The following is a 25,337-nucleotide window of genomic DNA, read 5'->3' as shown; positions in this document are numbered from 1 at the left end:
TATAAATCCCTATTTCAAGGATTAAGTGTGCCATCACCCGCAACTTCCGGGGCGACGCCCGTCGAACACAAAAGCCGATGCCCCGGGAGTCCATGACTCACGGGGCATCTGGAACAACAGCGACGCCACCAACGCACGAGACCGGAAGCACCGGCCCGCATTGCGCGAGTGCACTTTTTCGTCGCGTCGCGGCGGGCACCACCCGCCGCCCGCCGCGCTTACTGCCCCTGCTGCTGCAGTTTCTGCTGCTTCAACTGCTGCGTGCGCGCCTGCAGCTTCAGCACGCGCTGCAGCGCGGTGCGGTTCGCGAGGATGCCGTCGTAGAAGTTGGCGAGGTCGCCCTTCAGCGCGGTCCGCGACGCGTCGTTCAGGTAGATCATGTGGCCCGACGGGTAGTTCTTGATCGTCAGGTTCTGCGCCTTGAGCGTCGGATCGAGCGGCATCTGCGCGAGCGTCAGCTCCGTCTGGTGGAACGGCGTGACGGCGTCGAAATAGCCGTTCGCCGACAGCACCTTCAGGTCCGGGTTCACGCTCATCGTCGACGCCAGGTCGCCGGCCGTGTACAGCGTATTGCCACCGCCCTTGTTCGCGCCGGTCGGGTCGATATGGCTGAAGTCCCAGTTGTTGAAGACCTGGTCGTTCAGGTCCACGAACGACGACGTCGACGTGTACTTGAGGTCGGTGTTGATGTAGCTGTTCCACAGCACCGTGTACGCGCCGCCGACGTTCGTGATCGACGGATCGTTGCTGCCGGAGTTCGGCAGGATGTACGGCGCGATGCCCTTGCCCGTGAAGTTCGCGCGACCGTCGTACTGGCCGATCTGCGTGCCCGGCACGAGCGTCAGGAAGAACGTGTACGGCGGGTTGTCGTCCGACGACGGCACGTTGCCGAGCGCGGCCGGGTTGCCGAAGGTCTGGATCAGCGACGTCGGGTCCGTGCCGATGTAAGCGCCCATCTGCTGCGCGGTCGCGAGCTTTAGGTTCAGCCGCACGTTCACGAAGCCGCCGTCCTGCGGGTTCGGCTTCTGCGCGAGCGGCGCGAGCGTGTTGTCCGCGTAGTTGCGGGCCTGGACCATGTACGCGTCGAGATCGGTCGGCGTCGGGTTCAGCGTCGTCTTCTTCCAGTAGAACGCGTCGGCCGCGAGCGTCGGGAACGTGCCCGGGGCGGACAGCGCGTTCGCGTAGTCGAGGATCGACGACTGCAGCGTGATCCCGTTCAGGTCGATGCCGTCCTCGTGCAGCACCCACGACACGACCGCGCTGCGCGCGGTGCCGTACGACTCGCCGTACAGGAACTTCGGCGAATTCCAGCGCGAATACTTGGTCAGGTAGCGCTGGATGAAACGGTCGATCGAGCGCGCGTCCTGGTCGGTGCCCCAGAAGTCCTTGTTCTTCGCCGGGGCGATCGCAGTCGAGTAACCGGTGCCGACCGGGTTGATGAACACGAGATCGGTGCGGTCGAGCAGGCTGTCCGGGTTGTCGAGCAGCTTGTACGGCGCGGGCGGCGTGAAGTTGGGGAACGACGACTGCAGGCGCTTCGGCCCGTACGAGCCGAGCAGCAGGTAGACCGACGACGAGCCGGGGCCGCCGTTGTAGAAGAACGTGACCGGGCGCGGCTTCGACGGGTCCGGATTGTCCTGCGTGTACGCGACGTAGAACATCTTCGCGTTCGGGGCCGACGTGATCGGATCGATCGTCGTCAGGTGGCCGGTGGTGGCCGTGTACTTGATCGTCTTGCCGCCGATCGCGACCTGCCGGTGCACGACCGCCGCGCCTTCCGTCGAGTCGGTGACCGCGTCGTTCGGCCCGGTGCCGTACACGTCGGTGTCGACGTACGGCTGGTCGGCCGCGGTGGCGGTCGTGGCGTCGGCGGTGGCCGACGTGCTGCCGCTGGACGTCGCGGCCGCGGTGGCGGCCGCCGCGCTCGGGCTCGGCCCGTCGTCGCCGCCGCACCCCGTGACGAGCAGCGCCGCGGCCGCCGCGGCGGCGAGCGGTACGCTCAAGGTCGTTCCGAATAGCGCGAAACCGTCTTTCAAGGACTTCCGTGTCGTCATTATTGCCTCTCGAACAGAACGATAAATACCGCCGGTCGCAAAGGATCATTTGCGCCGGCGCTCCGCACCAGGAATGCATTCGTTATGCGACGCACTCCGAGTTTTTTACCGGATCGGCGCATACCGACCGGCACGATTTACCCCACCCATGTTTTTGCAACCGCACAATGGAATCAATTCCATTGCAAACAACCATTCAACGGTTCGCGGCAATATGAATTCATTTCACGAATTCGCACGCGCACGAAATCGATGACGAAGAATCACCCCGTGAAGCCCGCCCACCGGGGCGCCTTCACTTCGAACGGACGAACGATTCCCGTCGGCGAGACACCAATTAATCGCGAAACGGCGATCAATCGCGACTCGAGCCGATTGAATAAAACCGAAAGGATCGATTAACTAAACGGAAAGGAATATTCTCGTATCAGTAATTTATTAAATTAAGTGAAAATACCGGCGCATATTAGGTTCCGGATTTATCGCCGTAAAGTAATAATTTGTTACAGCGCTCGCCATTCGGATGGAAGGCGGTACGGGACCGATTCCAGGCGACGTCGATAAAAAAGCCGGACGGCTGTCCGGCTGGCGGGAGGGGGCGCGACGGCCCGGCCGTCAGAGCGGCACGTCGATCGTGCCGGCGCCGACGGAAATCGCGTTCGCGCCCGGCGCGGCCGAGATCGGCGGCAGGTTCGCGCTCGTCAGCGCGGGCGCGGCGCCCGGCGTGCCGCCGCGCGGCACCGTGCGGATCACCTGCGACGGCGGCAGCGGCGCGCCGTTCTTCAGGTGCTGCCACATCAGGTTCAACGCCTGCACGTTGTAGTAGTGAACCGGCACGAAGCGCGTGTCGAATCCCGGCACCGACAGGAACGCGTCGAAGTGCTGGCCGTTGGTCACCTCGTAGAACACCAGCTGGCTGCGCCCGGCTTCGCTGATGCCGTTCTGCGCGACGTACGCGCGCGACGCGTGGTTCACCGGCACGAGCGCGTCGCTGCGGCCCTGCACGATGATCGCCGGCTTGCCGTGCAGGTTCGCGTTCACGCGCACTGCATCGACGTTCGCGGGCATCCCGAGCATCCCGTTGGTCCACAGCTGGCGCAGGCACAGCGCGCCCGCGAAGCTCGCATCGGGCGTCGCGAGCCGGTGGTCGACGCCGGCGCCGTTGTTGAACACGAGATTGATGCCGGCCGTCGGCGGCACGCCGTTGCCGGCGCCGAACACGGCCGGCATCGGCGACGCGGCGGGTGGCGCGACCGCGCCCGTCGCCGGGTTGGTCGTCGCGAAGCTGAAGTTGCACAGGTTGTCGGTGACGCGCGAGCGCGTGTACGCGTTCGCATAGGTGACCGCGATCGCGGGAATCGCCTGCGAATCCCACATCGACGCCTGCAGCAGGTCGGAATCGGCCAGATAGCCGGCCGCGTGGAGCTGCGCGAGCGCGTCGGCCGCCTGGCTCTGCGTGTCGGCGCCCGCCACCAGCCCGGCCGCGGCGAGCGTCGCGCAGCGCTGCGTGCGGATCGACTGCGTGGTCGCGGCCGGCAGCGCGCTCAGGTACGGTGCGCCGGCGAGCGACGCCGACGCGGCCGCGCACGGTTCCAGCAGGTTCGCGAGCGTCGCGTAATCGGCCAGCGGCCGGCCGAACGACGGCACCGCCTGGCCGCCCGCGCGAACCACCACATTCGGCGCCATCCGCACGTTGATCTGCGGCTCGCCGACCACGACCGCGGTAATCCAGCCGCGGCTGTCCTGCTCGGCCGCCGCGAGCGACGCGCCGCCGCCGTTGCTGACCGACGCGGCGATCGTCGTGATGTCGCCCGCGCGATAGCGCACGCCGTGATGCGTACCGTCGATCACCGGTCCGAACTGTTCGTTGAGCGCCCAGTACGCAAATTCGACCGACTGCAGCGTCGCGCGCCCCCAGTCCTGCTCCGGGTTCTGCTGCGAATGCGCGTGCTTGAACGCGTAGCGGTTCGGGAAACGGCTGTTGAACGCGGCGAGATCGCCGCTCGTCACGTTCGCGGTGAACAGGCTCGCGGTGCCGGCCAGCACCGCGTTGGCGAGCGTGCCGTCGATCAGCGTGACGGTGTCGGAGCCGAGTTCATGCGCGCCGTTGCCGCCGCCCTTGTCGTTGTAGGCCACCGCGCAGCCGCGCTTGAGCGCCCACTCGCCGGCCGCGGAAATCGCGCCGTACACGCCGCGCGAGCCGGACGACGTCGCGGTGACGATGCAGGGCTGCGCGGGATCGAAGCGGGCGGGTACCTGCACGAGCAGCGTCACGTTCTTCGTGCCGCTGCCGTCATCGGCGTACGCGAGATATTCGGCGCCGGCGATCTTGCCTTCGCCGAGCGTATCGTTGCCGTCGAGGTCGACGTTCGGCCCCCATAAGCGGCCGTAGCCGCCGTTCGCGCTCATGTCGACGAGCGCGCGGTAGTTCGACCAGATCGCGAGGCGGCGCAATTCCGCGCTGGTCGGCCGCGCCGGGTTCGCGAAGCCGGGCGCGCTCGCCGCGGCAAGGCCCGTCTTGCCGAGGCCGGCCGTCAGCAGGTCGTCGCTCGCGCCGTCGTAGGCCGTCGTGCGCACGCTGCCGGCCACGAAGCCGGGCAACCGGTTGCGCTCGGCCGAATCGTCGCCGTTGCAGGCGCCGAGCATCGCGACCGCGGCCAGCGCCGCCCCCCACACCACCCGCCTGCCCCACCCGAGCTTCGTCATCGCCGCCCTCTCGATATCGTTATCGGTCCGCCGCCGCGTCCCGCGGCTTTCGGCCTCTGAAGCGCAAACGGGCCCCGGCATGCCGGGGCCCGCCTGGAACGGGCGTGCGCGGCGCTCGCGCGCCGCCGCCCGGCGTTACTGCTGCTGCACCGTCAGCTTGTTCGAGACCGACGTCACGCCCTTCACGCTCTTGGCCGCCTCTTCCGCCTTGTCGATCTGTGCCTGGTCGGGCACCGTGCCCTCCAGCGAGATCGCGCCGCCCTTCGAGCGCACGACGATGTTCGCCACGTCGATGCCGCCGGCCTTCGTAATGGCCTTGCGCACCGCGTAGCCGAGCTTGCGGTTCGCCTTCTTCGCGGTTTTCGCGGCGGCCTTCGGCGCGCTCGTCGCGGCCGCCGGCGCTTCCGTTGCCGCTGCGTCGCTCGACTGCGCATACACGCTGCCCGACAGACAGGCCGCCACGGCGGCGACGCCCAACGCTCTCAACACGATCGACTTCATGCTATCTCCTTATCACTCCGGAACGGCCGTGCACAGTACGGCCGGATACCCCCAAAAACAGCCGGCCCGCGCGCGAACGGGCGGGACAGCCGGTGTTTTCCACGGCGATACGAGAGAGGCGTCACGGGCCGGCGGCCGGCGCACGCGAAAGCGGGCCGGCCGGGCCGGACAGCCGCCGGCCGGACGCGCCCGGTCTCATCACCTGCCGGGTCGCGCGCGAATCGGGCGCGGCTGCGTCGCACAATGTAATCCAGCGCCCGCGGAAGCGCAAAGTTTTTGACGCGGCGGCGCCCGCCGCCGTCGCCGCGCAGCCGCGCGAGCCCGCCCGACTCGCGCATGCGCGGGGAAACCGGTTACCATCGCCGCGAGAATCCGCGTCGTCCCGCGACGACCGTCACCGATGCGTCACGCCAGCGTCATCCGCCGATCCCATGAAGCCTGCCCGCCCTCGCCCGCCGCGCCGCATCCTCGCCCGCTTCGTCGCCGTCTCGTGGCGCGACCTCGCGCTGTCGATCGGCCCGACCGTGCTGCTCGCCGGCGCGGCCGTCTGGCTCGCGGTCAAGCTGATCCAGCCGGCGCCGCCGTCCACGCTCGTGATCTCGTCCGGGCCGCCCGGCAGCACGTACTGGAACGCCGCGCAGAAATACAAGGCGATCCTCGCAAAAAACGGCGTCACGCTCGACGTTCAATCGTCCGAAGGTTCCGCGCAGAACCTCGCGCGGCTGTCGAACCCGAACGCGCCGGTCGACGTCGGTTTCGTGCAGAGCGGCATCGGCCCGAAGGAGCGCGACGAGCATCTCGTGTCGCTCGGCAGCATCGGTTACGTGCCGCTCGCGATCATGTACCGCGGCCCGGTCGTCGCGCGCCTGTCCGACTTCAAGGGCAAGCGGCTCGCGCTCGGCGCGGAAGGCAGCGGCGCGCGCGAACTGAGCCTCGCGCTGCTGAAGATGAACGGCATCGTGCCGGGCGGCCCGACCGAGCTGTTGCCGACCGCCGGCGAGGACGCCGCGACCGCGCTGCTCGACGGCAAGATCGACGCGGCCTTCCTGTCCGGCGACTCGACGCAGATCCCGGTGATGGCGAAACTGTTCCGCGCGCCGGGCGTGCACGTGTATTCGTTCACGCAGGCCGAGGCCTATGCGCGGCGCTTTCCGTACCTGACCGCGATCACGCTGCCGATGGGCGTCTACGACCTCGGCCGCAACCTGCCGCCCGCCGACATCCACACGGTCGCGCCGACGATCGAACTCGTCGCGCGCGACTCGCTGCACCCCGCGCTGTCCGACCTGCTGATCGAGGCCGCGCGCGAAGTGCACGGCCACGCGACGATCCTGCAGCATGCCGGTGAATTCCCGTCGTCCGTCACGCGCGGCTTCCCGCTGTCGGACGATGCCGCGCGCTACTACAAGTCGGGCAAGACCTTCCTGTACCGGCGGCTGCCGTTCTGGGTCGCGAGCCTCGTCGATCGGCTGCTGGTGGTGGTCGTGCCGCTGATCGTCGTGCTGATCCCGGGGCTGCGGCTCGTGCCGTCGCTGTACGGCTGGCGCGTGCGCTCGCGCATCTACCGGTGGTACGGCGCGCTGATCGCGCTCGAGCGCAGCGCGCTCGGCGAACATACGGCGGAGGAGCGCGTCCAGCTGCTTGACGAGCTCGACGACATCGAGGAAGCCGTGAACCGGATGAAGATGCCGCTCGCGTACGCCGGACAGTTCTACGTGCTGCGCGAGCACATCGGCTTCGTGCGCGAACGGCTCACCGCGCACGACCACGACGCGCCGGCGGGCCCGCCCGGCGCCGGCAGCGCGCCGCAGGGGCGCACCGACCCCGCGCCGCCGGCCAGCGACGCCCCCCGGGCGACTCCCGGTTCCGCGTGAGCGGACGATCCGCGATCATTGCTGCATGCGCGTGCCGCCGCGTAACATGGAGGCCGCCGCCAGGCGCCGCACGCCCCACCTTCTGGAGAACGACATGACAACCGGCCTCGATACCGCCCAACCCGCCTGGTTCTTCGACTTCGTGTCGCCGTTCTCGTATCTGCTGCTCGAGCAGCACGACAAATGGCCGGACGTGCCGTTCGACCCGGTGGCCGTGTCGCTGCCCGACCTGCAGCGCCACTGGGGCCAGCGCTCGAGCGCCGACGTGCCGGCCAAGCGCGTGTTCACGTACCGCCACGCGCTGTTCCGCGCGGAACAGCTCGGCATCCGCTTCAAGATGCCGCCCGCGCACCCGTTCGATTCCGACAAGGTGCTGCGCCTCGCGATCGCGCTGCGCGCCGATATCGTCACGGTGCTGGAAATGTTCCGTTTCATCTGGCGTGAAGGCAACGATCCGTCGACGCCGGAAGGCTTCGCGGCGCTGTGCGAACGTGTCGGCGTCGGCCACGGCGACGAGCTGATCGAATTCGAGGAAACCGCTGCGCAGCTGTCGCGCAACACGGCCGACGCGATCGCGCTCGGCGTGTTCGGCGTACCGACGTTCTGGATGAACCAGCAATTGTTCTGGGGCGAGGACGCGCTGCCGATGGTGCTGTACTGCGCACGCACGCCGAACTGGCTCGAATCGCGCGAGGTCAAGCGGATCAGCACGCTGCCGAAGGGACGTACGTGATGGCCGGTATCACGCACGGCAACGCGCGGCTGCGGTAAGGTTACGCGTCACCCGAATCACCCTCCACGAATGGACGACGACCGTACCGCCTCGCTCGACATCTGGCTCGTGCGCGTGTTGCGCACGCTGCTGCTCGAGCGCAGCGTCACGCAGGCCGCGCTGCGGCTGAACCAGACCCAGCCCGCGATCAGCACCGCGCTGCGCAAGCTGCGCGAGACGCTGAACGACCCGATCCTCGTGCGCGGCAAGTCGGGCATGGTGCCGACCGAATACGGCGCATCGCTGCTCGAAGCCGCGTCGCGCGCGCTGCGCGAGGTCGACTTCATCGCGACGCCGCACGGCGACTTCGATCCGTCGTCCGCGCGGCGCACGTTCCGCGTCGCCGCGCCCGACTACCTGAACGATTTCTTCATGCCGACGCTGATCGAGCGTTTTCGCGACGCGGCGCCGCATGCTCATCTGGAAATCGATTCGCTGAATCCCGCGCTCGACCACGCGGGCGCGCTCGAATCGGGCGCGCTCGATCTCGTGATCGGCAACTGGCCGAAGCCCGACCCGCAGTTCGCGCGCCAGGACCTGTTCTCCGACACGATCGTGTGCCTGATGCGCGACGCGCATCCGCTCGCCCGCGCACCGCTCACACGCGAAGCGTACGCGTCGGCCGCGCACGTCGCGCCGACGCCGTACACCGGCGACAAGCGCAACGCGATCGAGATCGGCCTGGCACGCGCGCGCCTCACGCGGCGCATCGTGACGACGCTGCCGTACTTCGGCATCGTGCCGCAGGTGCTGCTGCAGTCGGACCTGATCTTCACGACGACGCGCCGCTTCGCGACCCACTATGCGCAACTGCTGCCGCTCGTCGTCGCCACGCCGCCCGTGCCGTTCCCGCGCATCAAGAGCTACCTGCTCACGCACCCGCAACCCGATCGGCCGACCGACATCGCGTGGCTGTGCGCGCTGATGCAGAGCGTGTCCGACGAGCTGACGGTCGTCCGCACGCGCAAGCGCTGACGCCGCGGCCGGCGTGAAGCGCGGCTGGTCAGGCAGCGCGGCCGCTCAGGCCGTGCAGAAGGTTTCCTGCAGATGGGACCAGCGCACGACGCCCGCCGCATCACGCGTGAACACGGCGGTCGCGCGGCGCGCAGGCAGCTCGCCCGCTGCCGCGTGCTGCGCTTCGAGATAGGTGAGCACCGCATGCGCTGCGTCGGCCGCGAGCACGCGGATCTCCGACAGCGTGATGCGCAGCCCCGGCTTCGCGCCCGCCAGCTTCGCGAACAGCGCGCGCGTGCCGTCGTGGTCGACCACGCGGCCGTCGGTCAGGATCATCGTGAATTCACCGGAAAACGCCGCGAGCAGCGCGTCGAGCGCCGCCGGCGCGGTATCGACGCCGGACAGCCAGCGCTCGATGGCGACGAGGCTCGCGTCGAGCGCGTCGAGATAGACGGAGTGATCGGACATGGGCGCGTGCACGTTGAGATGAAGCGCGGCCCGCTGCCGCGCGTTGCCGTGCAGTGTAGGCAAAAACGCGCGGCCGTGCGCCGGCCGCGCGGGGTCGGCGTCTTATCGCACGCAACTCACATCGTCGCGCGCGCGCCCGGCCGCGACTGCCTTCGCAGCGGCCACCGGCATGCCCGAGCGGGCCTGCAGCAGCTCCGCGCAGACGGCCACCGCGATCGCGCCCGGCGCCTTGTCGACGATGCCCGCGACGCCGATCGGGCACACCATCTCCACGAGCCGCGCGGGATCGACGCCGCGCGCGGCGAGCCGGCGCTCGAACTTCACGCGCTTGGTGCGCGAGCCGATCATCCCGAAGTACGCATAGTCGCGCCGCCGCATGATCTGCGCGGCGAGCGAGAAGTCGAGCGCATGGTTGTGCGTCATCACGAGGAAGTACGCGCCGGGCGGCGCCGCGTCGACGACGGCCTCCGGCGTGTCGGTCGGCTCCGGCTGCACGTTCGGCGGACATTCGTCCGGGAACAGCTCGTCGCGCGTGTCGACCCACTGCACGACGCACGGCAGCGCGCCGAGCAACGTGACGAGCGCGTGGCCGACGTGCCCCGCGCCGAACAGCACGACGTGCATCGGCGCCGGCGCGCCGGTCGCGCGGTTGCGCTGGCCGGTGCCTTGCGCGAACGGCGGGTTCGACGGCCGCGCGTTGCCGCACGCGCCGTCGCAGCCAGCGGCGAACGCGTGGGGCGCGGGATGCGGTGGACGAGCGGGCCCGTTCACGTCAGCCTGCCCGCGCGGCGCTCGCCGCCCGCACCGCGCCGATCGCGCGCAGGATCGACTCGCCGGTGGCCGGCGCGTCGAGCGGCGGGTTCACCCGGTAGTCGCCGACCGCGGCCACGGCGTCGCGCACCGCGAAGAACACCGAGAACGGCAGCAGCAGCGGCGGTTCGCCGACGGCCTTCGAACGGTGGATGCTATCCTCGACGTTGCGGTTCTGGAACAGCCGCACGTTGAACTCGGGCGGCGTGTCGTTCACCGTCGGGATCTTGTACGTCGACGGCGCATGCGTCATCAGCTTGCCGCCCTGGTTCCACCACAGCTCCTCGGTCGTGAGCCAGCCCATCCCCTGGATGAACGCGCCTTCGACCTGGCCGATGTCGAGCGCCGGGTTCAGCGACGCGCCCACGTCGTGCAGCGCGTCGACGCGCAGCGTGCGCATCTCGCCCGTCAGCGTGTCGATCACCACTTCCGACACGGCCGCGCCGTACGAGTAGTAATAGAACGGCCGGCCCTGCAGCTTCGACTGGTCCCAGTACAGCTTCGGCGTCGCATAGAAGCCGTCGGACCACAGCTGCACGCGCGCGAGGTACGCCTTCGCGATCACTTCGCCGAACGGCACGCCATGGCCGCCGACCCACACGACGTCGTTGCCGAACTTCACGTCGGCCGCATCGACCTTGCCGTCGCCGAACTGCTTCGCCGCGAACACCGCGAGCCGCTCGCGCAACTGGCGCGCCGCATCCTGCGCGGCCTTGCCGTTCAGGTCCGACCCGGTCGACGCGGCGGTCGCGGACGTGTTCGCGACCTTGCTGGTATCGGTCGCCGTCACGCGGATCCGGCCGAAACGGATGCCGAGCTCGTGCGCGACCACCTGCGCGACCTTCGTGTTGAGCCCCTGCCCCATCTCCGTGCCGCCGTGGTTCACGAGCACCGAGCCGTCGGTGTAGATGTGCACCAGCGCGCCGGCCTGGTTGAAGTGCGTGACGTTGAACGCGATGCCGAATTTCACCGGCGTGAGCGCGATGCCCTTCTTCAGCACCGTGTTGCGTGCGTTGAAGGCGCGCACGCCCGCGCGCCGCGCACGGTAGTCGCTCGTCGTCTCGAGTTCGCCGAGCAGCTCCTGCAGCACGTTGTCCTCGACCGTCTGCCCGTACGGCGTCACGTTGCGTTCGGTCTTGCCGTACAGGTTCGCGTAGCGCACGTCGAGCGGATCGCGGCCGAGCGAGCGCGCGATGTCGTCGAGGATGTATTCGATCGCGAACGCGCCCTGCGGGCCGCCGAAGCCGCGGAACGCGGTGTTCGACTGCGTGTTGGTCCTGCCGCAGTAGCCGGCGATGTCGACGTCGCCGAGCCAGTACGCGTTGTCGAAGTGGCACACCGCGCGCGTCATCACCGGGCCGGACAGGTCGGCCGAGAAGCCGCAGCGCGACGTCATGTCGAGCGCGACGCCGTCGATGCGGCCGTCGTCGTCGTAGCCGACGTCGAAGCGGTAATGGAAGTCGTGCCGCTTGCCGGTGATCATCATGTCGTCGTCGCGGTCCGGGCGCAGCTTCACCGGGCACAGCAGCTTCCACGCGGCGAGCGCCGCGCAGCACGCGAACAGGCCCGACTGCGATTCCTTGCCGCCGAACCCGCCGCCCATCCGGCGGCATTCGACCAGCACGTTGTGCGACGCGACGCCGAGCACGTGCGCGACGAGGTGCTGCATCTCGCTCGGGTGCTGCGTCGAGCAATACACGTGCATGCCGTCGTCGTCCTTCGGCACCGCGTACGCGATCTGCCCTTCCAGATAGAACTGCTCCTGCCCGCCGAGCAGCATCTCGCCCGACTCGCGGTGCGGCGCGACCGCGAGCCGCGCGGCCGCATCGCCGCGTGCGAGCTTCAGCGGCGGGATCACGTAAGTTTCGGCCGCGCGCGCTTCCTGCGCGGTCAGGATCGCCGGCAGCTCCTCGTAGTCGACCTGCGCGCGACGCGCGGCGAGCCGCGCGATGTCGTGCGACGTCGCGACGACGATGAACATCGGCTGGCCGACGAACTGCACGACGCCCTTCGCGAGCACCGGATCGTCGTGGATGATCGGACCGCAATCGTTGACGCCCGGAATGTCGTCGGCCGTGAACACGGCGACCACGCCCGGCGTCGCGCGCACCGCGTCGAAGTTCATCGACACGATCTTCGCGTGCGGCTTCGCCGACAACCCGAGCGCCGCGTGCAGCGTGCCGGCGACGATCGGAATGTCGTCGGTGTAGGTGGCGCGCCCGCTCACGTGCAGATGGGCGGATTCGTGGGCGCGCGACACGTGCACCTGCGCGGCGTCGGCTTGCGGGTCGAGGGTGCTCAGGAACGGTTCTGCTTGCTGGTTCATGTTCGGTGTTCTCCGTCTTCAGACGCGCGCCGATGCATCGGCAACGTCGGCGCCGGCTTCGGCGGCCACTTCACGCACGTTCAGGGCTTGCGGCGGCAGCGGGTCGTGCGGACGCGTCTCCAGCCAGAACCGGTACACCAGGTTCTTCGCGGTATCGAGCCGATACCCGCTCGTCGCACGCATGTCCGACAGCGGCTGGTAGTCGCGCTCGAGCGCCTGCATCGCGGCCTGCGCGGTGGCTTCGTGCCACTGCGCGCCGTCGAGCACCGCCTCCGTGTGGGTCGCGCGCTTGGGCGTCGCGGCCATCCCGCCGAACGCGATGCGCGGCTCGCGGATCGTGTCGCCGTCCGCGATGAACGCGAATGCCGCGCACACGGCCGAGATGTCCGAGTCGAAGCGCTTCGACAGCTTGTAGGTGCGGAACTGCAGCTGTTCGCGCGCACCGGTGCGGGTCGGCACCTTCAGGCCGACGACGAATTCGTGCGGCGCCATGTCCTTCTGCTGGTAGCCCGTGTAGAGCGCCTCGAGCGGCAGCTCGCGCACCGTGTCGCCGCCGCGCAGCACCACGCGCGCGCCGAGCGCGATCAGTCCCGGCATCGAATCGCCGATCGGCGAGCCGTTCGCGACGTTGCCGCCGATCGTGCCCGCGTTGCGGATCGGCAGCGACGCGAAGCGCTTCCACATCTCGGTCAGCTCCGGATACGTGCCGGCCAGCGCCGCATAGGCCTTCTCGACCGTCACGCCCGCGCCGATCTCGATCCAGTCGCCACGCTCCGCGAGCCGCTGCAGTTCGGCGATCTGGCCGACGTAGATCAGATCGTCGAGCCGGCGCATCTGCTTGGTGACCCACAGGCCGATGTCGGTGCTGCCGGCGAGAATGCGCGCGTCGGGACGCTCGGCCTTCAGCGCGGCCAGCGCGTCGAGCGTGCGCGGCGCCGCGAAGCGTGCACCGTCGACCGTCGTGTAGTCGAACGTGTCGTCGCGCTTGAGCGACGCGAGCGTGCGGGCCAGCGCGGCCGTGTCGACCGGCGCCGACGGGGCCGGCGCGCCTTCGCCGGTCGCACCTTCGCCGGCCGCACCTTCGCCGGCCGCGTCGAACATCCGCACCGCCGCATCGACGATCGGACGATAGCCGGTGCAGCGGCACAGGTTCCCGGTCAACGCGTCGGCGATCTCGGTGCGCGTCGGCACGTCCTTCGCCTTCGCGCACGCGCTGCCGCAGCCTTCGTGGCCGTGCTTCTCGTACAGCGCCCACATCGACATCACGAAGCCGGGCGTGCAAAACCCGCATTGCGAGCCGTGGCAGTCGACCATCGCCTGCTGCACCGGATGCAGCGTGCCGTCCGGCTGGCGCAGGTCCTCGACCGTCAGCAGCGCCTTGCCGTCGAGCGTCGGCAGGAACTGGATGCACGCGTTGACGGCCTTGAACTCGACCGCGCCGGCGTCGGTCAGCTCGCCGACGACGACCGTGCACGCGCCGCAGTCGCCTTCCGCGCAGCCTTCCTTGGTGCCGGTGCAATGCGCGTCCTCGCGCAGGTATTGCAGCACGGTGCGGGTCACGTCCGCGCCGCTGACTTCGCGGATCGCGTGACGATGGTAGAAGCGGATCGGCTCACTCATGTCTCGATGGTTCTTCAAATGGGGGGCAAGGCGGCCTGCGCGGAGCGCTCGACCGACGTTTTTCTGACAGTTTGCACGCTATCACCGTCAAATTCCGCAACCCATAGCCCATCACGCATGCGGCCCATATAACTGCCGCGATATGCGCACCGCGCCGGCCGACAGCCTTGTCGCATGGCGCGCCCGGGCCCGCCCTGGTCGCCCGCGACCGTTCGTGATCCGCCAGAACAAGGTTCGATTAACTAAATGGTACCTGCGGGAAAACCGGTTCCATGGGAAAATCCCGATTCCCTTTTCCGCCGTTTTCCGTTCGTTTCACCATTCGTTCCGACCCCATGTCAACCGATTCCGCCACACCGCCGCGCAGCGGGCTCGCGGTCACGCTGCAAATCGTGTCCGTCGTCTGCTTCACGTTCATCTGCTACCTGACCATCGGCCTGCCGCTCGCGGTGCTGCCGGGCTTCGTCCACGACGACCTCGGCTTTTCCGCGATCGTCGCGGGCGGCGCGATCAGCGTCCAGTACTTCGCGACGCTCGCGTCGCGGCCGCTCGCCGGGCGCCTCGCCGATACGCTCGGGCCGAAGCAGACGGTGCTGCGCGGGCTGATCGGCTGCGGCGTGTCGGGCGTGCTGCTGCTCGTCGCGCTGCTGCTCGCGCACTGGCCGGTCGCGAGCCTCGTGCTGCTGGTCGCGAGCCGGCTCGTGCTGGGCGTCGGCGAAAGCCTGTGCGGCACCGGCGCGATCCTGTGGGGCATCGGCCGGGTCGGCGTCGCGCACAACGCGAAGGTGATCTCGTGGAACGGCATCGCGACCTACGGCGCGCTCGCGCTCGGCGCGCCGGTCGGCGTCGCGATCGCGCATACGCTGAATCCGGCGCTGATCGGCGTGATCGTCATCGCGCTGGCCGCGCTCGGCTTCTACCTCGCCCGCCTGATCGATCCGGTGCCGCTCGTGCACGGCGAACGGATGTCGTACGCGAGCGTGTTCACGCGCGTGCTGCCGCACGGCCTCGGCCTCGCGCTCGGGTCGGCCGGCTTCGGCTCGATCGCCACCTTCGTCACGCTGTACTACGCGGCGCGCCACTGGCCGAACGCCGCACTGTCGCTGACGGTATTCGGCACGCTGTTCATCGGCGCGCGCCTGCTGTTCGCGAATACGATCAAGACCTACGGCGGCTTCCGCGTCGCGATCGTGTCGTTCGCGTTCGAATGCTCGGGCCTCGTGCTGCTATGGCTCGCGCCGGTGCCGCACGTCGCGCTCGTCGGCGCGGCGCTCACGGGCTTCGGCTTCGCGCTGATCTTCCCGGCGCTCGGCGTCGAAGCCGTCGCGCTCGTGCCGCCCGCGAGCCGCGGCGCGGCGCTGTCCGCGTACTCGGTGTTCCTCGACCTGTCGCTCGGCATCACCGGCCCGCTCGCCGGCTATGTCGCGGGCGCGTTCGGCTATCCGCAGGTGTTCCTGTTCGCGGCGGTGGCCGCCGCCGCGGGCGTCGCGCTGTCGATGATGCTGTACCAGCGACAGGCGCGCGTGGCGGGCAGCGGCGCGGCGGCCTGATCCCGCCGGCACCGTGGCAGCCCGGCGGCCGGTCGCGAACGTCGCACCGCCGCCGGGCCAAAAGAAAACGCCCGCGCGATGCGGGCGTTTCGTCATCCGTCGACCGGGTACGGCGGCCGCGCGGCCCGATCAGGCCGTGCGCAGAAACAGCCGGCGCGTGAGGTCGAACGCGACGAGATTGCCGGCCACCACGAGCAGCAGCCCGATCACCGCCAGCGGCGACCACTGGTAGCCCTCGAACACCGTCGACACGGCCAGCGCGACGATCGGGAACAGCACCGTGCAGTACGCGGCGCGCTCCGGCCCGATCCGGCCGACGAGGGTCAGGTACGCGGTGAAGCCGATCACCGAGCCCGGCACGGCCAGGTACACGAGCGCGCCGAGATAGCGCGGGCTCATGTCGGGCGTGAACGGCATCCCGGCCAGCGCGCTGCCGACGGTCAGGATCGCCGCGCCGATCAGCATCGCCCAGCCGTTGGTCGCGAGCGGGTGCAGCCCCATCGACTGCATCCGGCTCGACAGCAGGTTGCCCGCCGAGAAGCACATCGTGCCGGCGAACGCGATCGCGAGCCCCGTCCAGGTCGCGTGGTCGTCGAGATGGCCGGCCATCTGCTGCCAGAACAGGCACGCGATGCCGGTCAGGCCGAGCAGCGCGCCGGCGATCGCCGACGGCCGCAGCGGGCGGCCCATGAACAGCCGCCCGTTGATCGAGTTCAGCAGCGGCGCGGTCGAGAAGATCACCGCGACGAGCCCGCTCGGCACGACCTGCTCCGCGTAGTAGAAACACAGGAAGTTCAGGCAGAACAGCGCGAAGCCCTGCGCGACGAGAAAGCGCCACGCTTCGCGCGGCGGGCGCGCCGGCCGGCGCATCACGCGCAGCAGCGCGAACAGCACGGCGGCCGCGAGCCAGAAGCGCCACGCGATCGATACGGGCGGCGGCACCGAGCCGAGTTGCCACTTGATCGCGATCCAGGTGGTGCCCCAGATCAGCACGGTGACGAAATAAAGCGACAGGTTCATGGCGGCAATCCGGAAAATCGGGTGAATCGGGATCCCGACTATGCCGCCGCACGGCGCGTGCCGATTGTCCGGAATTGCGGTCTTTTTCGGCGCGCCGCACGCGCCGCCGCGCGCCCGCTTATACTCGACGCATCATGAGTTTCTCCCTCTGCGCCCCGCCCATCGACCGCGCCGCCGCCCTGGCCGGCGGCGATCTGCCGTTCGGCCTGCAATCGGTCTGCCGCACGCTCGCCGACGCCAACGCGACGCTCGAGCGCTTCGCGTGGCTCGGCGACCATCTCGCGATCGCCGAATGGACGCGGATCACCGACGAAAGCGAGACGGTCTACGAGCAGCCCGGCCACCACACGCTGTCGTGCTATCTCGACGGCGGCTACCGGACCGAGCGCCAGCGCGTGCCGCGCTACGGCGCGCCGAGCCTGCTGTGCGCGCTGCCGGGCGACCATGAATCGCGCTGGTGGGTGCGCGGCGAAATGCATTTCGTCCACCTGTATTTCCTGCCCGAGCACTTCACGCAGCGCGCGATCCGCGAGCTCGATCGCGAGCCACGCGAGCTGAAGCTCGCGGATCGCACCTACTTCGAGGATGCCCGGGTCGCCGCGCTGCTGCGCTCGCTCGCGCTGGAGGGCTGGGACGATGCCGACGAGCGGCTGCGCGTGAACGAGACCGCGCACGACGTGCTGAGCCTGCTGTTGCGCGGGCAGAGCACGACGCGCACCGATACGTCGTTCCGCGGCGGGCTCGCGCCGGCCGTGCGCCGCCGCGTGCGCGACTACATCGACACGTATCTCACGCAGCCGCTGACGCTCGGCGAACTCGCCGAGGTCGCCGCGCTGTCCGAATACCATTTCTCGCGGATGTTCCGGCTGTCGTTCGGCCGCGCGCCGCACGCGTGGGTAGCCGAGCAACGGCTCGCCCGCGCCCGCGAGCTGCTGCGCACGACGGCACTGCCGCTCGCGCAGATCGCGGCCGCCTGCGGCTACGCGAACGCCGGCCACTTCAGCCATCGCTTTCGCGACGCGCACGGCACGACGCCGAATACGTACCGGCGCGCGATGCAGGGCCGCTGAGCGCGGCCCGCTTCCTCGTTTCGTCGCGGCGTCGCGCTTACGCGCCGCGCCGCGACAGTTCCTGCTCGAGCGCCGCGACGCCGGCCGGCAGGTCGACCGGCACCTTCAGGTCGACCATCGTGCGGCCGAACGCATGCAGCGTGCGGAACAGGTTGTGTTCGCGGCACTGCTCGCCCATCTGGCCGATCCGCACGATCGGCAACCCGAACGAACCCGAGATCTCGACCTGGTACTGCTTCGAGATATGGCCGCAGACCATCCCGGGCGTGAGCCCTTCCGGCGTCTCGATCCCGACCACCGAATTGAGCCGGCAGTCCTTCGGCGCATAGAGCTTGAGCCCCATCGATTCGACGCCCGCCTGGAGCGCCAGCGAGCAGCGCAGATGGCGCGCGAAGCGGCTCTCGAGCGTCTCCGCGCAGACGAGCCGCAGCGCCTCGTGCAGCGCGAGCACGCCCGACACGGGCGCCGTGTAGTGATAGCCGGCGTTGTGCCAGAAGTTCTCCGCGAGCGCCATGTCGAGGCACCAGTGCGCATTCGGCTCGGGGCGATTCTTCATGCGCTCCCACGCGGCGTCGGAGAACGCGATCAGCGACACGCCCGGGATCGACGACAGCCCCTTCTGGCCGCCGGTGATCACCGCGTCGATGCCCCATGCGTCCATCTCGAGCGGCATCGTCGACAGCGTGCACACCGCGTCGACGACGACCAGCGCGCCGGCCGCCTTCGCGAGCGCCGCGATGTCGCGCAGGTCGCGGTTCCACACGGTGTTCGACGTTTCGCCCTGCACGATCGTGACGATCTCGGGCCGCTCGCGCGCGATCGCGTCGGCGATCTCGTCGAGGCTCGCGACCGCGCGATCGGCCACTTCGAGCGTCGCGACGTCGGCGCCGACGCGCGTGGCCATCTCGGCCATCCGCGCGCTGAAGAAGCCGTTGCGGATCGACAGCACGCGCGTGCCGCGCCATGCGAGGTTCGAGATCGCCATTTCCATCGCGGCCGAACCGGGGCCCGCGACACCGAGCACCCACTTCGTGCGGGTCTGGAACACGTAACGCGCCATCTCCTTCACCTGCTCGATGATCTTCGCCATCGTCGCGCCGAGGTGGTTGATCACGATCGTGTTCGCCTTGGCCACCGCGGCCGGGATCGGGACCGGGCCGGCCCCCATCATCAGCAGCGGTTCTTCGGGCAGGATCGCGTCGAGCGGCACGACGACGGGACAGGGAATCGGCGAGTAATCGATGGACATGGCTGGAAAAAGATGAGGAAAGGAAGTGCCCGGACGCGCCGCGGCCCTGCGCCCGCAGCACCGCGCCCGTGGCACGGCGCAGCGAACTGATCGATCATTCCGCGTTCCGCCGCCTCGCGCAAGAGGCACGCACGTGCGGACAGCGCGACGCTGGCCCGGTCCCCGGACCGGGCCAGCCGGACGCGCACCGCGCGCGCGATGGCCTTCCGGATTGAAAAAACGATTGGCTGCCGGGTGCGAAACGGTTCCATTCGGGTTCCGGACGCGCGATTTTCTCGGCCAATATCGAAACGATTCTTCGAAACCGGTGGTTCAGCGCCTTTCGTGGATCGAACGAAATACACCGACCACCTGATACAAATCGCGGAGCGAATTCGATACACAAAATCCGAACGTGGAAAAAACATCCACCATTGCGGTATGTATTGGGGAACGACTCCCGAATTCGCCGTGCCCCGGCGCGTCGCAATTTACCCCAACCCATTGATTGGAATATGGAATCCTCGAAACAGCGACGCATATTCGAATACCGCGACGGTTTTCCAGCGCACGTCCTTGCTGCATTGCAACCTTAAACCGGTACCCGCGATTTCGATTTTACGCAAGCCGCCCGTTTTCTCAGGTTGACGGATATCGGTTCCGCATTTAACAATTGTCTGCGGAATCGAAAAATCTCATTTTCGATACGAGAGCGAACTGGGGCCGCGCGATGCGTTTTCGACGTTGCGTGGCAAAAAATCACAACCAAAATCAATCAACCGGGCCAGAAATACGCAAGCCATGAACCAGATTCAGACCATGCGTGTATTCGTCTGCGTCGCCGAGCAGCAAAGCTTCCGGCGCGCGGCGCACCATCTCGGCGTGTCCAATGCGCTCGTCACGCGTTCGATCGCGATGCTCGAGGGCCACCTGAACACACGGCTGATCCATCGCACCACGCGCAACCTGTCGCTCACCGAGGCCGGCGTGCGCTACCTCGATGGTTGCCGCGCGCTGCTCGAGGAATTCGACCACCTCGAATCGTCCGTCGCGCATGCCGTGCGCGAGCCGGCCGGCACGCTGCGCGTCGTCGCGTCGGGGCTGCTGTCGCCGCTGGCGCTGACGCCGCTCGTCAGCAGCTTCCGGCACCGCTACCCGGAGCTGCGCGTGCAGTTGACCGTCGCCGAAGGGCCGCTCGACGTGCTCGATTCGGGCTACGACGTCGGCATCGTCACCGGCACCCGGCTCGACGGCAACCCGTCGCTGATCGGCCATGCCCTCGCGCCGAACCCGTTCGTCGCGTGCGCGGCGCCGGCCTATCTCGACCGCCGCGGCGAGCCGCGCGTGCCCGACGACCTCCCGGGCCACGACTGGGTCACGCTCGCGCCGCACCAGCACGCGCCGACGTGGCAACTGGTCGGCCACGACGGCGTCGCCCATTCGGTCACGGTGCGCCCCGCCTGCACCGTCAACCAGCTCGCGCTCGTCCAGGCGGCGGCCGTGGCCGGCGCCGGCATCGCGATCCTGCCCGAGCCGTGCGTGGCCGATGCCCTCAACCACGGCACGCTCGTGCGGCTGATGGCCGGCTACCGGATCGACGATCCCGACGCGCAGTTGTCGCTCGTCTATCCGAACCGCCAGTACGTGCCGGCCCGCACGCGCAGCTTCGTCGAGCACGCGCTCGAGCACTTCAGCGCGCCGTCCGCCCGCGACCACACCGACTACGGCTTCCTGCGGCCGGTGCGCGGCCCCGAACGTTCCGACATCGTCACGGGCCTGCAGTAAACTGCGCGCGTCAGCCATCGGAGGTGCAGCGTGCGCGTGATCCTGTTCAGCAGCCGGCAGTACGACGACGATTCGTTCACCGCCGCCAACCGGCCGTTCGGCTATCGGCTGCACTTCCAGCCGTCGCACCTCGACGCGGAAACCGCGATCCTCGCGCACGGCTATGACGTCGTCTGCCCGTTCGTCAACGACACCGTCGACGCGGCCGTGCTCGAACGGCTCGCCGACGGCGGCACGCGGCTCATCGCGCTGCGCTCGGCGGGCTTCAACCATGTCGACCTCGCCGCCGCCGAGCGGCTCGGCATCGCGGTCGTGCGGGTGCCCGCGTATTCGCCGCACGCGGTCGCCGAGCACGCGGTCGCACTGATCCTCGCGCTCAACCGCCGCCTGCCGCGCGCCGTCGCCCGCACCCGCGAAGGCGACTTCTCGCTGAACGGCCTGCTCGGCTTCGACCTGCACGGCAAGACCGTCGGCGTGATCGGCACCGGCATCATCGGCAGCGTGTTCGCGAAGATCGTGATGGGCTTCGGGATGCACGTGCTCGCGCACTCGGTGCCGCCGTACAACGACGAGCTGATCGCGTTCGGCGCGCGCTACGTCGAGCTCGACGAACTGCTGCATCGTGCCGACATCGTCAGCCTGCATTGCCCGCTGCTGCCGTCGACACACCACCTGATCAACGAGCGGACGCTCGCGAGAATGAAGCACGGCGCGATGCTGATCAACACCGGGCGCGGCGGCCTCGTCGATGCGCAGGCGCTGGTCGACGCGCTCAAGAGCGGCCAGCTCGGCCATCTCGGGCTCGACGTGTACGAGGAGGAAAGCGGGCTGTTCTTCGAGGATCACTCCGACCTGCCGCTGCAGGACGACGTGCTCGCGCGCCTGCTGACGTTCCCGAACGTGATCGTCACGTCGCACCAGGCGTTCTTCACGCGCGAGGCGCTGGCCGAGATCGCGCACACGACGCTGCTGAACATCGAGGCGTGGCATGCGGGCGCGCCGCAGAACGTCGTGACGGCAAATCGCTGAGAAACGGCCAATTCGACGGCCCGCAGCGCATCCGCAATCGTTTGCTTGCGCCCCATGCCGCGCACCACCCCTTTCTTCGTCAACAATTCCGCGCATTGTTTCGAATGAAGTAACGTTTCGCGCGCGCCGTCTGCTATCGTTGCGCCGACGTCATCCCTGCCTTCGCCGCTCATGCGTTTCGACGATTCCGACATCGCCGCCGTCTACCGCGCCATCTTCGAACGGCGCGACATGCGCCACTTCACGCCGGCGCCCGTCGATCCGGCCGTGCTCGCGCGCCTGCTGCGCGCGGCGCACCACGCGCCGAGCGTCGGCTTCATGCAGCCGTGGCGCTTCATCCGCATCACCGATCCCGCCTTGCGCACCGCGATTCACGCGCTGGTCGAGGCCGAGCGCCGCGCGACGGCCGACGCGCTCGGCGAGCGCCAGGACGAATTCATGCGGCTGAAGGTCGAGGGCGTGCGCGAATGCGGCGAGCTGCTGGTCGTCGCGCTCGCCGACGGCCGCGAACGCCACGTGTTCGGCCGCCGCACGCTGCCGGAGATGGATCTGGCCTCCGCCGCGTGCGCGATCCAGAACATGTGGCTCGCCGCGCGCGCGGAAGGGCTCGGCATGGGCTGGGTGTCGTTGTTCGACGTCGATGCGGTGCGCACGCTGCTGCGGATGCCCGACGGCGCGAAGCCGATCGCCGTGCTGTGCGTCGGGCACGTCGATGCGTTCTATGCGAAGCCGATGCTCGAGGAAGAACGCTGGGCCGCGCGGATGCCGATCGAAGCGTGCCTGTTCGAGAACGGCTGGGACGCTCCGGCGGCCATCGATGGGGCCGATTCGGCTGCGTCGCCCGCAGGCCCGGACAGCGAAACGAAGCACACCCCGGACGCGATGCCCGACCGGTCGTCCGAACGCATCGCGTGATCGACGGCCGGCGGTCGCCATCATCCCGGCCCTGACACCGCCCAAATCCCACACTGTGAGCTTCCCGGTCGCTGCCTCGTCGCCCGCCGGCAACAAGCGCTCTGGCCCCAAGCATAGGGGTTTTCACTGAAGTAGAATCGCGGCTGACGTTCGCCTCATCCCGCCCGTCCCGCGCATCCTGCGCCTGGCTCGAGCGGCATCTTTTCCCGAGCCTACCGCGATGCCCCTGCCTCTTTTCGCCCTTGCCGTCGCCGCATTTGGAATCGGTACCACCGAATTCGTGATCATGGGCCTGCTGCCCAATGTCGCGCGCGACCTCGGCGTGTCGATCCCGGCCGCCGGGATGCTCGTGTCGGGCTACGCGCTCGGCGTGACGATCGGCGCGCCGATCCTCGCGATCGTCACCGCGAAGATGCCGCGCAAGCGTGCGCTGATGGCCCTGATCGGGCTGTTCATCGCCGGCAACCTGTTCTGCGCGATCGCGCCCGGCTATGCGGTGCTGATGGCCGCGCGCGTCGTCACCGCGTTCTGCCACGGTGCGTTCTTCGGCATCGGCTCGGTGGTGGCCAGCAACCTCGTCGCGCCGAACCGCCGCGCGCAGGCGATCGCGCTGATGTTCACCGGGCTCACGCTCGCGAACGTGCTCGGCGTACCGCTCGGCACTGCGCTCGGCCAGGCGTTCGGCTGGCGCGCGACGTTCTGGGCCGTCACCGGCATCGGCATCGCCGCGGCCGCCGCGCTCGCGGTGTGCCTGCCGAAAAACCTCGCGATGCCCGATACCAGCATCACGCGCGAATTCAGCGTGCTGAAGCACCCGCAGGTGCTGATGGTGCTCGGCATCAGCGTGCTCGCGTCCGCGAGCCTGTTCAGCGTGTTCACGTACATCACGCCGATCCTCGAGGACGTGACAGGCTTCTCGCCGCGCCAGGTCACCTACGTGCTGCTGCTGTTCGGCCTCGGCCTGACGGTCGGCGGCACGCTGGGCGGCAAGCTCGCCGACTGGCGGCGGATGCCGTCGCTGATCGCGACGCTCGCGCTGATCGGCATCGTCCTCGCGCTGTTCGCGGGCACGATGCATCTGCCGTTCGCCGCGCTCGCGACGATTTTCGTGTGGGGCATCCTCGCGTTCGCGATCGTGCCGCCGCTGCAGATCATGATCGTCGACCGCGCGAGCGACGCGCCGAACCTCGCGTCGACGCTGAACCAGGGCGCGTTCAACCTCGGCAACGCGACCGGCGCGTGGCTCGGCGGGATGGCGATCGGCTCGGGCGTGTCGCTCGTGAGCCTGCCGTGGGTCGGCGTCGCGATGGCGGTCGCCGCGCTCGCGCTCACGCTGTGGTCGGCGTCGCTCGAACGCCGCCCGGTGGCCGTGCCGACCGAATACGTGTGACGCGGCCCTGCCGCGATCGTTGCGTACGCAACTCCATTCGAACGTGACGGCCTTCATGGACCTTTCAACGGTCGCGGTGTAGCATCGCGGCCGATGAAAGCCATTCTCAATCGCGATTTCCTCGCGCTGATCCTGAGCGTCGCGGTCGTCGGCCTCGGGACCGGCGCCACGCTGCCGCTGACCGCACTCGCGCTCACCGAAGCCGGACACGGCACCAACGTCGTCGGCATGCTGACGGCCGCGCAGGCCCTCGGCGGTCTCGCGATCGTCCCGTTCGTCACCGCGCTCGCGCGGCACATCGGCGCGCGCCGCGCGATCGTCGTGTCGGTCGTGCTGCTCGCGGCCGCCACCGCGCTGATGCAGTTCACGTCGAACCTGATCCTGTGGGGCGTGCTGCGCGTGCTGTGCGGCGCCGCGCTGATGCTGCTGTTCACGATCGGCGAAGCGTGGGTCAACCAGCTCGCCGACGATGCGACGCGCGGGCGCGTCGTCGCGATCTACGCGACCAATTTCACGCTGTTCCAGATGGCCGGCCCGGTGCTCGTCAGCCAGATCGCCGGCGCGACGCACATCCGCTTCGCGCTGTGCGGCGCGCTGTTCCTGCTCGCGCTGCCGACGCTCGCGACGATCCGCCGTGCGCCGCTCGCCGGCGACGACGCGCATCACGAAGCACACGGCCGCTGGCTCGACGTGCTGCCGCGCATGCCCGCGCTGATCATCGGCACCGGCTTCTTCGCGCTGTTCGATACGCTCGCGCTGTCGCTGCTGCCGCTCTACGCGATGGATCACGGCGTCGCGAGCGCGACCGCCGTGCTGCTCGCGTCGATCATGCTGTTCGGCGATACCGCGATGCAGTTCCCGATCGGCTGGCTCGCGGACAAGCTCGGCCGCGAGCGCGTGCACCTCGGCGCCGGCTGGATCGTGCTGGCCGGCCTGCCGATGCTGCCGTTCGTGATCGCGAATCCGTGGCTGTGCTGGCCGCTGCTGTTCGTGCTCGGCGCGGCGGCCGGCAGCATCTATACGCTGTCGCTCGTCGCGTGCGGCGAACGTTTCCGCGGCGCGGCGCTCGTCACCGCGAGTTCGCTCGTGTCGGCGTCGTGGAGCGCCGCGAGCTTCGGCGGCCCGCTGGTGGCGGGCGCGTTGATGGAGCAACTGGGCAGCAATGCGCTGGTCGGCGTGCTGGTCGCTTGCGTCGCCGCGTTCGTCGCGGCGGCGTTGTGGGAGCGGCGCGCCGCAGTACAACGCGCGGTCTGACGCCGATCGGC

The 25,337-nt window shown here is 69.0% G+C and carries 20 protein-coding genes; 11 read left to right on the top strand and 9 right to left on the bottom strand.

The genetic code is table 11. The features are described from left to right. Positions 1–218: 218 nt before the first annotated feature. On the bottom strand, positions 219–2,054 hold the full coding sequence (locus DTA15_RS20090) for a S10 family peptidase (protein ID WP_012492918.1): 1,836 nt from the start codon (positions 2,052–2,054) through the stop codon (positions 219–221). Positions 2,055–2,138: 84 nt separating this feature from the next. Here DTA15_RS20090 and DTA15_RS20085 point away from each other — a divergent pair, with 84 nt between their 5' ends. After that, positions 2,139–2,456 (top strand): hypothetical protein, encoded by a 318-nt coding sequence (locus DTA15_RS20085; protein ID WP_006484778.1) that lies wholly within the window; start codon positions 2,139–2,141, stop codon positions 2,454–2,456. 213 nt (positions 2,457–2,669) lie between these two features. Here DTA15_RS20085 and DTA15_RS20080 read toward each other — a convergent pair whose 3' ends face one another. After that, positions 2,670–4,760 (bottom strand): D-(-)-3-hydroxybutyrate oligomer hydrolase, encoded by a 2,091-nt coding sequence (locus DTA15_RS20080; RefSeq protein ID WP_020979923.1) that lies wholly within the window; start codon positions 4,758–4,760, stop codon positions 2,670–2,672. Positions 4,761–4,895: 135 nt separating this feature from the next. After that, positions 4,896–5,261: a BON domain-containing protein gene (locus DTA15_RS20075; RefSeq protein WP_006489437.1), complete on the bottom strand. Its 366-nt coding sequence runs from the start codon at positions 5,259–5,261 to the stop codon at positions 4,896–4,898. A gap of 431 nt (positions 5,262–5,692) precedes the next feature. On the opposite strand from DTA15_RS20075, the gene DTA15_RS20070 reads away from it, so the two are divergent. The 3 genes from DTA15_RS20070 to DTA15_RS20060 all read left to right on the top strand — a co-directional run bounded on the left by DTA15_RS20070 (position 5,693) and on the right by DTA15_RS20060 (position 8,882). Then, positions 5,693–7,135 (top strand): TAXI family TRAP transporter solute-binding subunit, encoded by a 1,443-nt coding sequence (locus DTA15_RS20070; protein ID WP_012492920.1) that lies wholly within the window; start codon positions 5,693–5,695, stop codon positions 7,133–7,135. 94 nt (positions 7,136–7,229) lie between these two features. Then, positions 7,230–7,868, top strand: coding sequence for a 2-hydroxychromene-2-carboxylate isomerase (locus DTA15_RS20065; protein ID WP_006484951.1), 639 nt, complete (start codon positions 7,230–7,232; stop codon positions 7,866–7,868). Between the two features lie 69 nt (positions 7,869–7,937). After that, positions 7,938–8,882 (top strand): LysR family transcriptional regulator, encoded by a 945-nt coding sequence (locus tag DTA15_RS20060; protein WP_006484931.1) that lies wholly within the window; start codon positions 7,938–7,940, stop codon positions 8,880–8,882. Positions 8,883–8,927: 45 nt separating this feature from the next. On the opposite strand, the gene DTA15_RS20055 is transcribed toward DTA15_RS20060, so the two are convergent. The 4 genes from DTA15_RS20055 to xdhA all read right to left on the bottom strand — a co-directional run bounded on the left by DTA15_RS20055 (position 8,928) and on the right by xdhA (position 14,085). After that, positions 8,928–9,329, bottom strand: coding sequence for a hypothetical protein (locus tag DTA15_RS20055; RefSeq protein WP_006484912.1), 402 nt, complete (start codon positions 9,327–9,329; stop codon positions 8,928–8,930). 102 nt (positions 9,330–9,431) lie between these two features. Then, the gene (xdhC, locus tag DTA15_RS20050; RefSeq protein WP_006485004.1) at positions 9,432–10,100 is read right to left on the bottom strand and encodes a xanthine dehydrogenase accessory protein XdhC; all 669 of its coding nucleotides are present in this window, start codon (positions 10,098–10,100) and stop codon (positions 9,432–9,434) included. Position 10,101: 1 nt separating this feature from the next. After that, entirely contained in the window at positions 10,102–12,465 is a 2,364-nt protein-coding gene (gene xdhB / locus DTA15_RS20045; protein ID WP_006484995.1) for a xanthine dehydrogenase molybdopterin binding subunit, read from the bottom strand. Between the two features lie 18 nt (positions 12,466–12,483). Beyond that, entirely contained in the window at positions 12,484–14,085 is a 1,602-nt protein-coding gene (xdhA, locus tag DTA15_RS20040) for a xanthine dehydrogenase small subunit (protein ID WP_006484993.1), read from the bottom strand. Between the two features lie 335 nt (positions 14,086–14,420). Between xdhA and DTA15_RS20035 the strand changes: the two genes are divergently transcribed. After that, positions 14,421–15,635, top strand: coding sequence for an MFS transporter (locus DTA15_RS20035; RefSeq protein ID WP_006484942.1), 1,215 nt, complete (start codon positions 14,421–14,423; stop codon positions 15,633–15,635). 129 nt (positions 15,636–15,764) lie between these two features. Here the strand turns inward: DTA15_RS20035 and DTA15_RS20030 are convergent, their stop codons facing one another. After that, the gene (locus DTA15_RS20030) at positions 15,765–16,655 is read right to left on the bottom strand and encodes a DMT family transporter (protein ID WP_006484958.1); all 891 of its coding nucleotides are present in this window, start codon (positions 16,653–16,655) and stop codon (positions 15,765–15,767) included. A 134-nt stretch (positions 16,656–16,789) separates the two neighbouring features. Between DTA15_RS20030 and DTA15_RS20025 the strand changes: the two genes are divergently transcribed. Beyond that, entirely contained in the window at positions 16,790–17,725 is a 936-nt protein-coding gene (locus DTA15_RS20025) for a helix-turn-helix domain-containing protein (RefSeq protein WP_006484916.1), read from the top strand. A gap of 37 nt (positions 17,726–17,762) precedes the next feature. On the opposite strand, the gene DTA15_RS20020 is transcribed toward DTA15_RS20025, so the two are convergent. Continuing rightward, positions 17,763–18,974, bottom strand: coding sequence for a pyridoxal-phosphate-dependent aminotransferase family protein (locus DTA15_RS20020; protein ID WP_006484921.1), 1,212 nt, complete (start codon positions 18,972–18,974; stop codon positions 17,763–17,765). 780 nt (positions 18,975–19,754) lie between these two features. Here DTA15_RS20020 and DTA15_RS20015 point away from each other — a divergent pair. The 5 genes from DTA15_RS20015 (at position 19,755) to DTA15_RS19995 (ending at position 25,326) form a co-directional block, all read left to right on the top strand. After that, complete coding sequence (locus DTA15_RS20015; RefSeq protein ID WP_006484979.1) at positions 19,755–20,738, top strand: LysR family transcriptional regulator; 984 nt, start codon at positions 19,755–19,757, stop codon at positions 20,736–20,738. A gap of 30 nt (positions 20,739–20,768) precedes the next feature. Further along, positions 20,769–21,767 (top strand): 2-hydroxyacid dehydrogenase, encoded by a 999-nt coding sequence (locus tag DTA15_RS20010; RefSeq protein WP_006484953.1) that lies wholly within the window; start codon positions 20,769–20,771, stop codon positions 21,765–21,767. A gap of 171 nt (positions 21,768–21,938) precedes the next feature. Further along, positions 21,939–22,682, top strand: coding sequence for a 5,6-dimethylbenzimidazole synthase (bluB, locus tag DTA15_RS20005; RefSeq protein ID WP_006484990.1), 744 nt, complete (start codon positions 21,939–21,941; stop codon positions 22,680–22,682). A gap of 220 nt (positions 22,683–22,902) precedes the next feature. Then, the gene (locus DTA15_RS20000) at positions 22,903–24,072 is read left to right on the top strand and encodes an MFS transporter (protein WP_006484914.1); all 1,170 of its coding nucleotides are present in this window, start codon (positions 22,903–22,905) and stop codon (positions 24,070–24,072) included. Positions 24,073–24,165: 93 nt separating this feature from the next. Then, positions 24,166–25,326: an MFS transporter gene (locus DTA15_RS19995; RefSeq protein ID WP_006484903.1), complete on the top strand. Its 1,161-nt coding sequence runs from the start codon at positions 24,166–24,168 to the stop codon at positions 25,324–25,326. Positions 25,327–25,337 lie beyond the last annotated feature (11 nt).

Origin of the sequence: Burkholderia cenocepacia, from assembly GCF_900446215.1 — a bacterium.
GTDB classification, from domain to species: Bacteria; Pseudomonadota; Gammaproteobacteria; order Burkholderiales; family Burkholderiaceae; genus Burkholderia; species Burkholderia cenocepacia.
The sequence above is the reverse complement of the archived record's forward strand: the minus strand, read 5'-3'. Positions and strand labels throughout refer to the sequence as shown.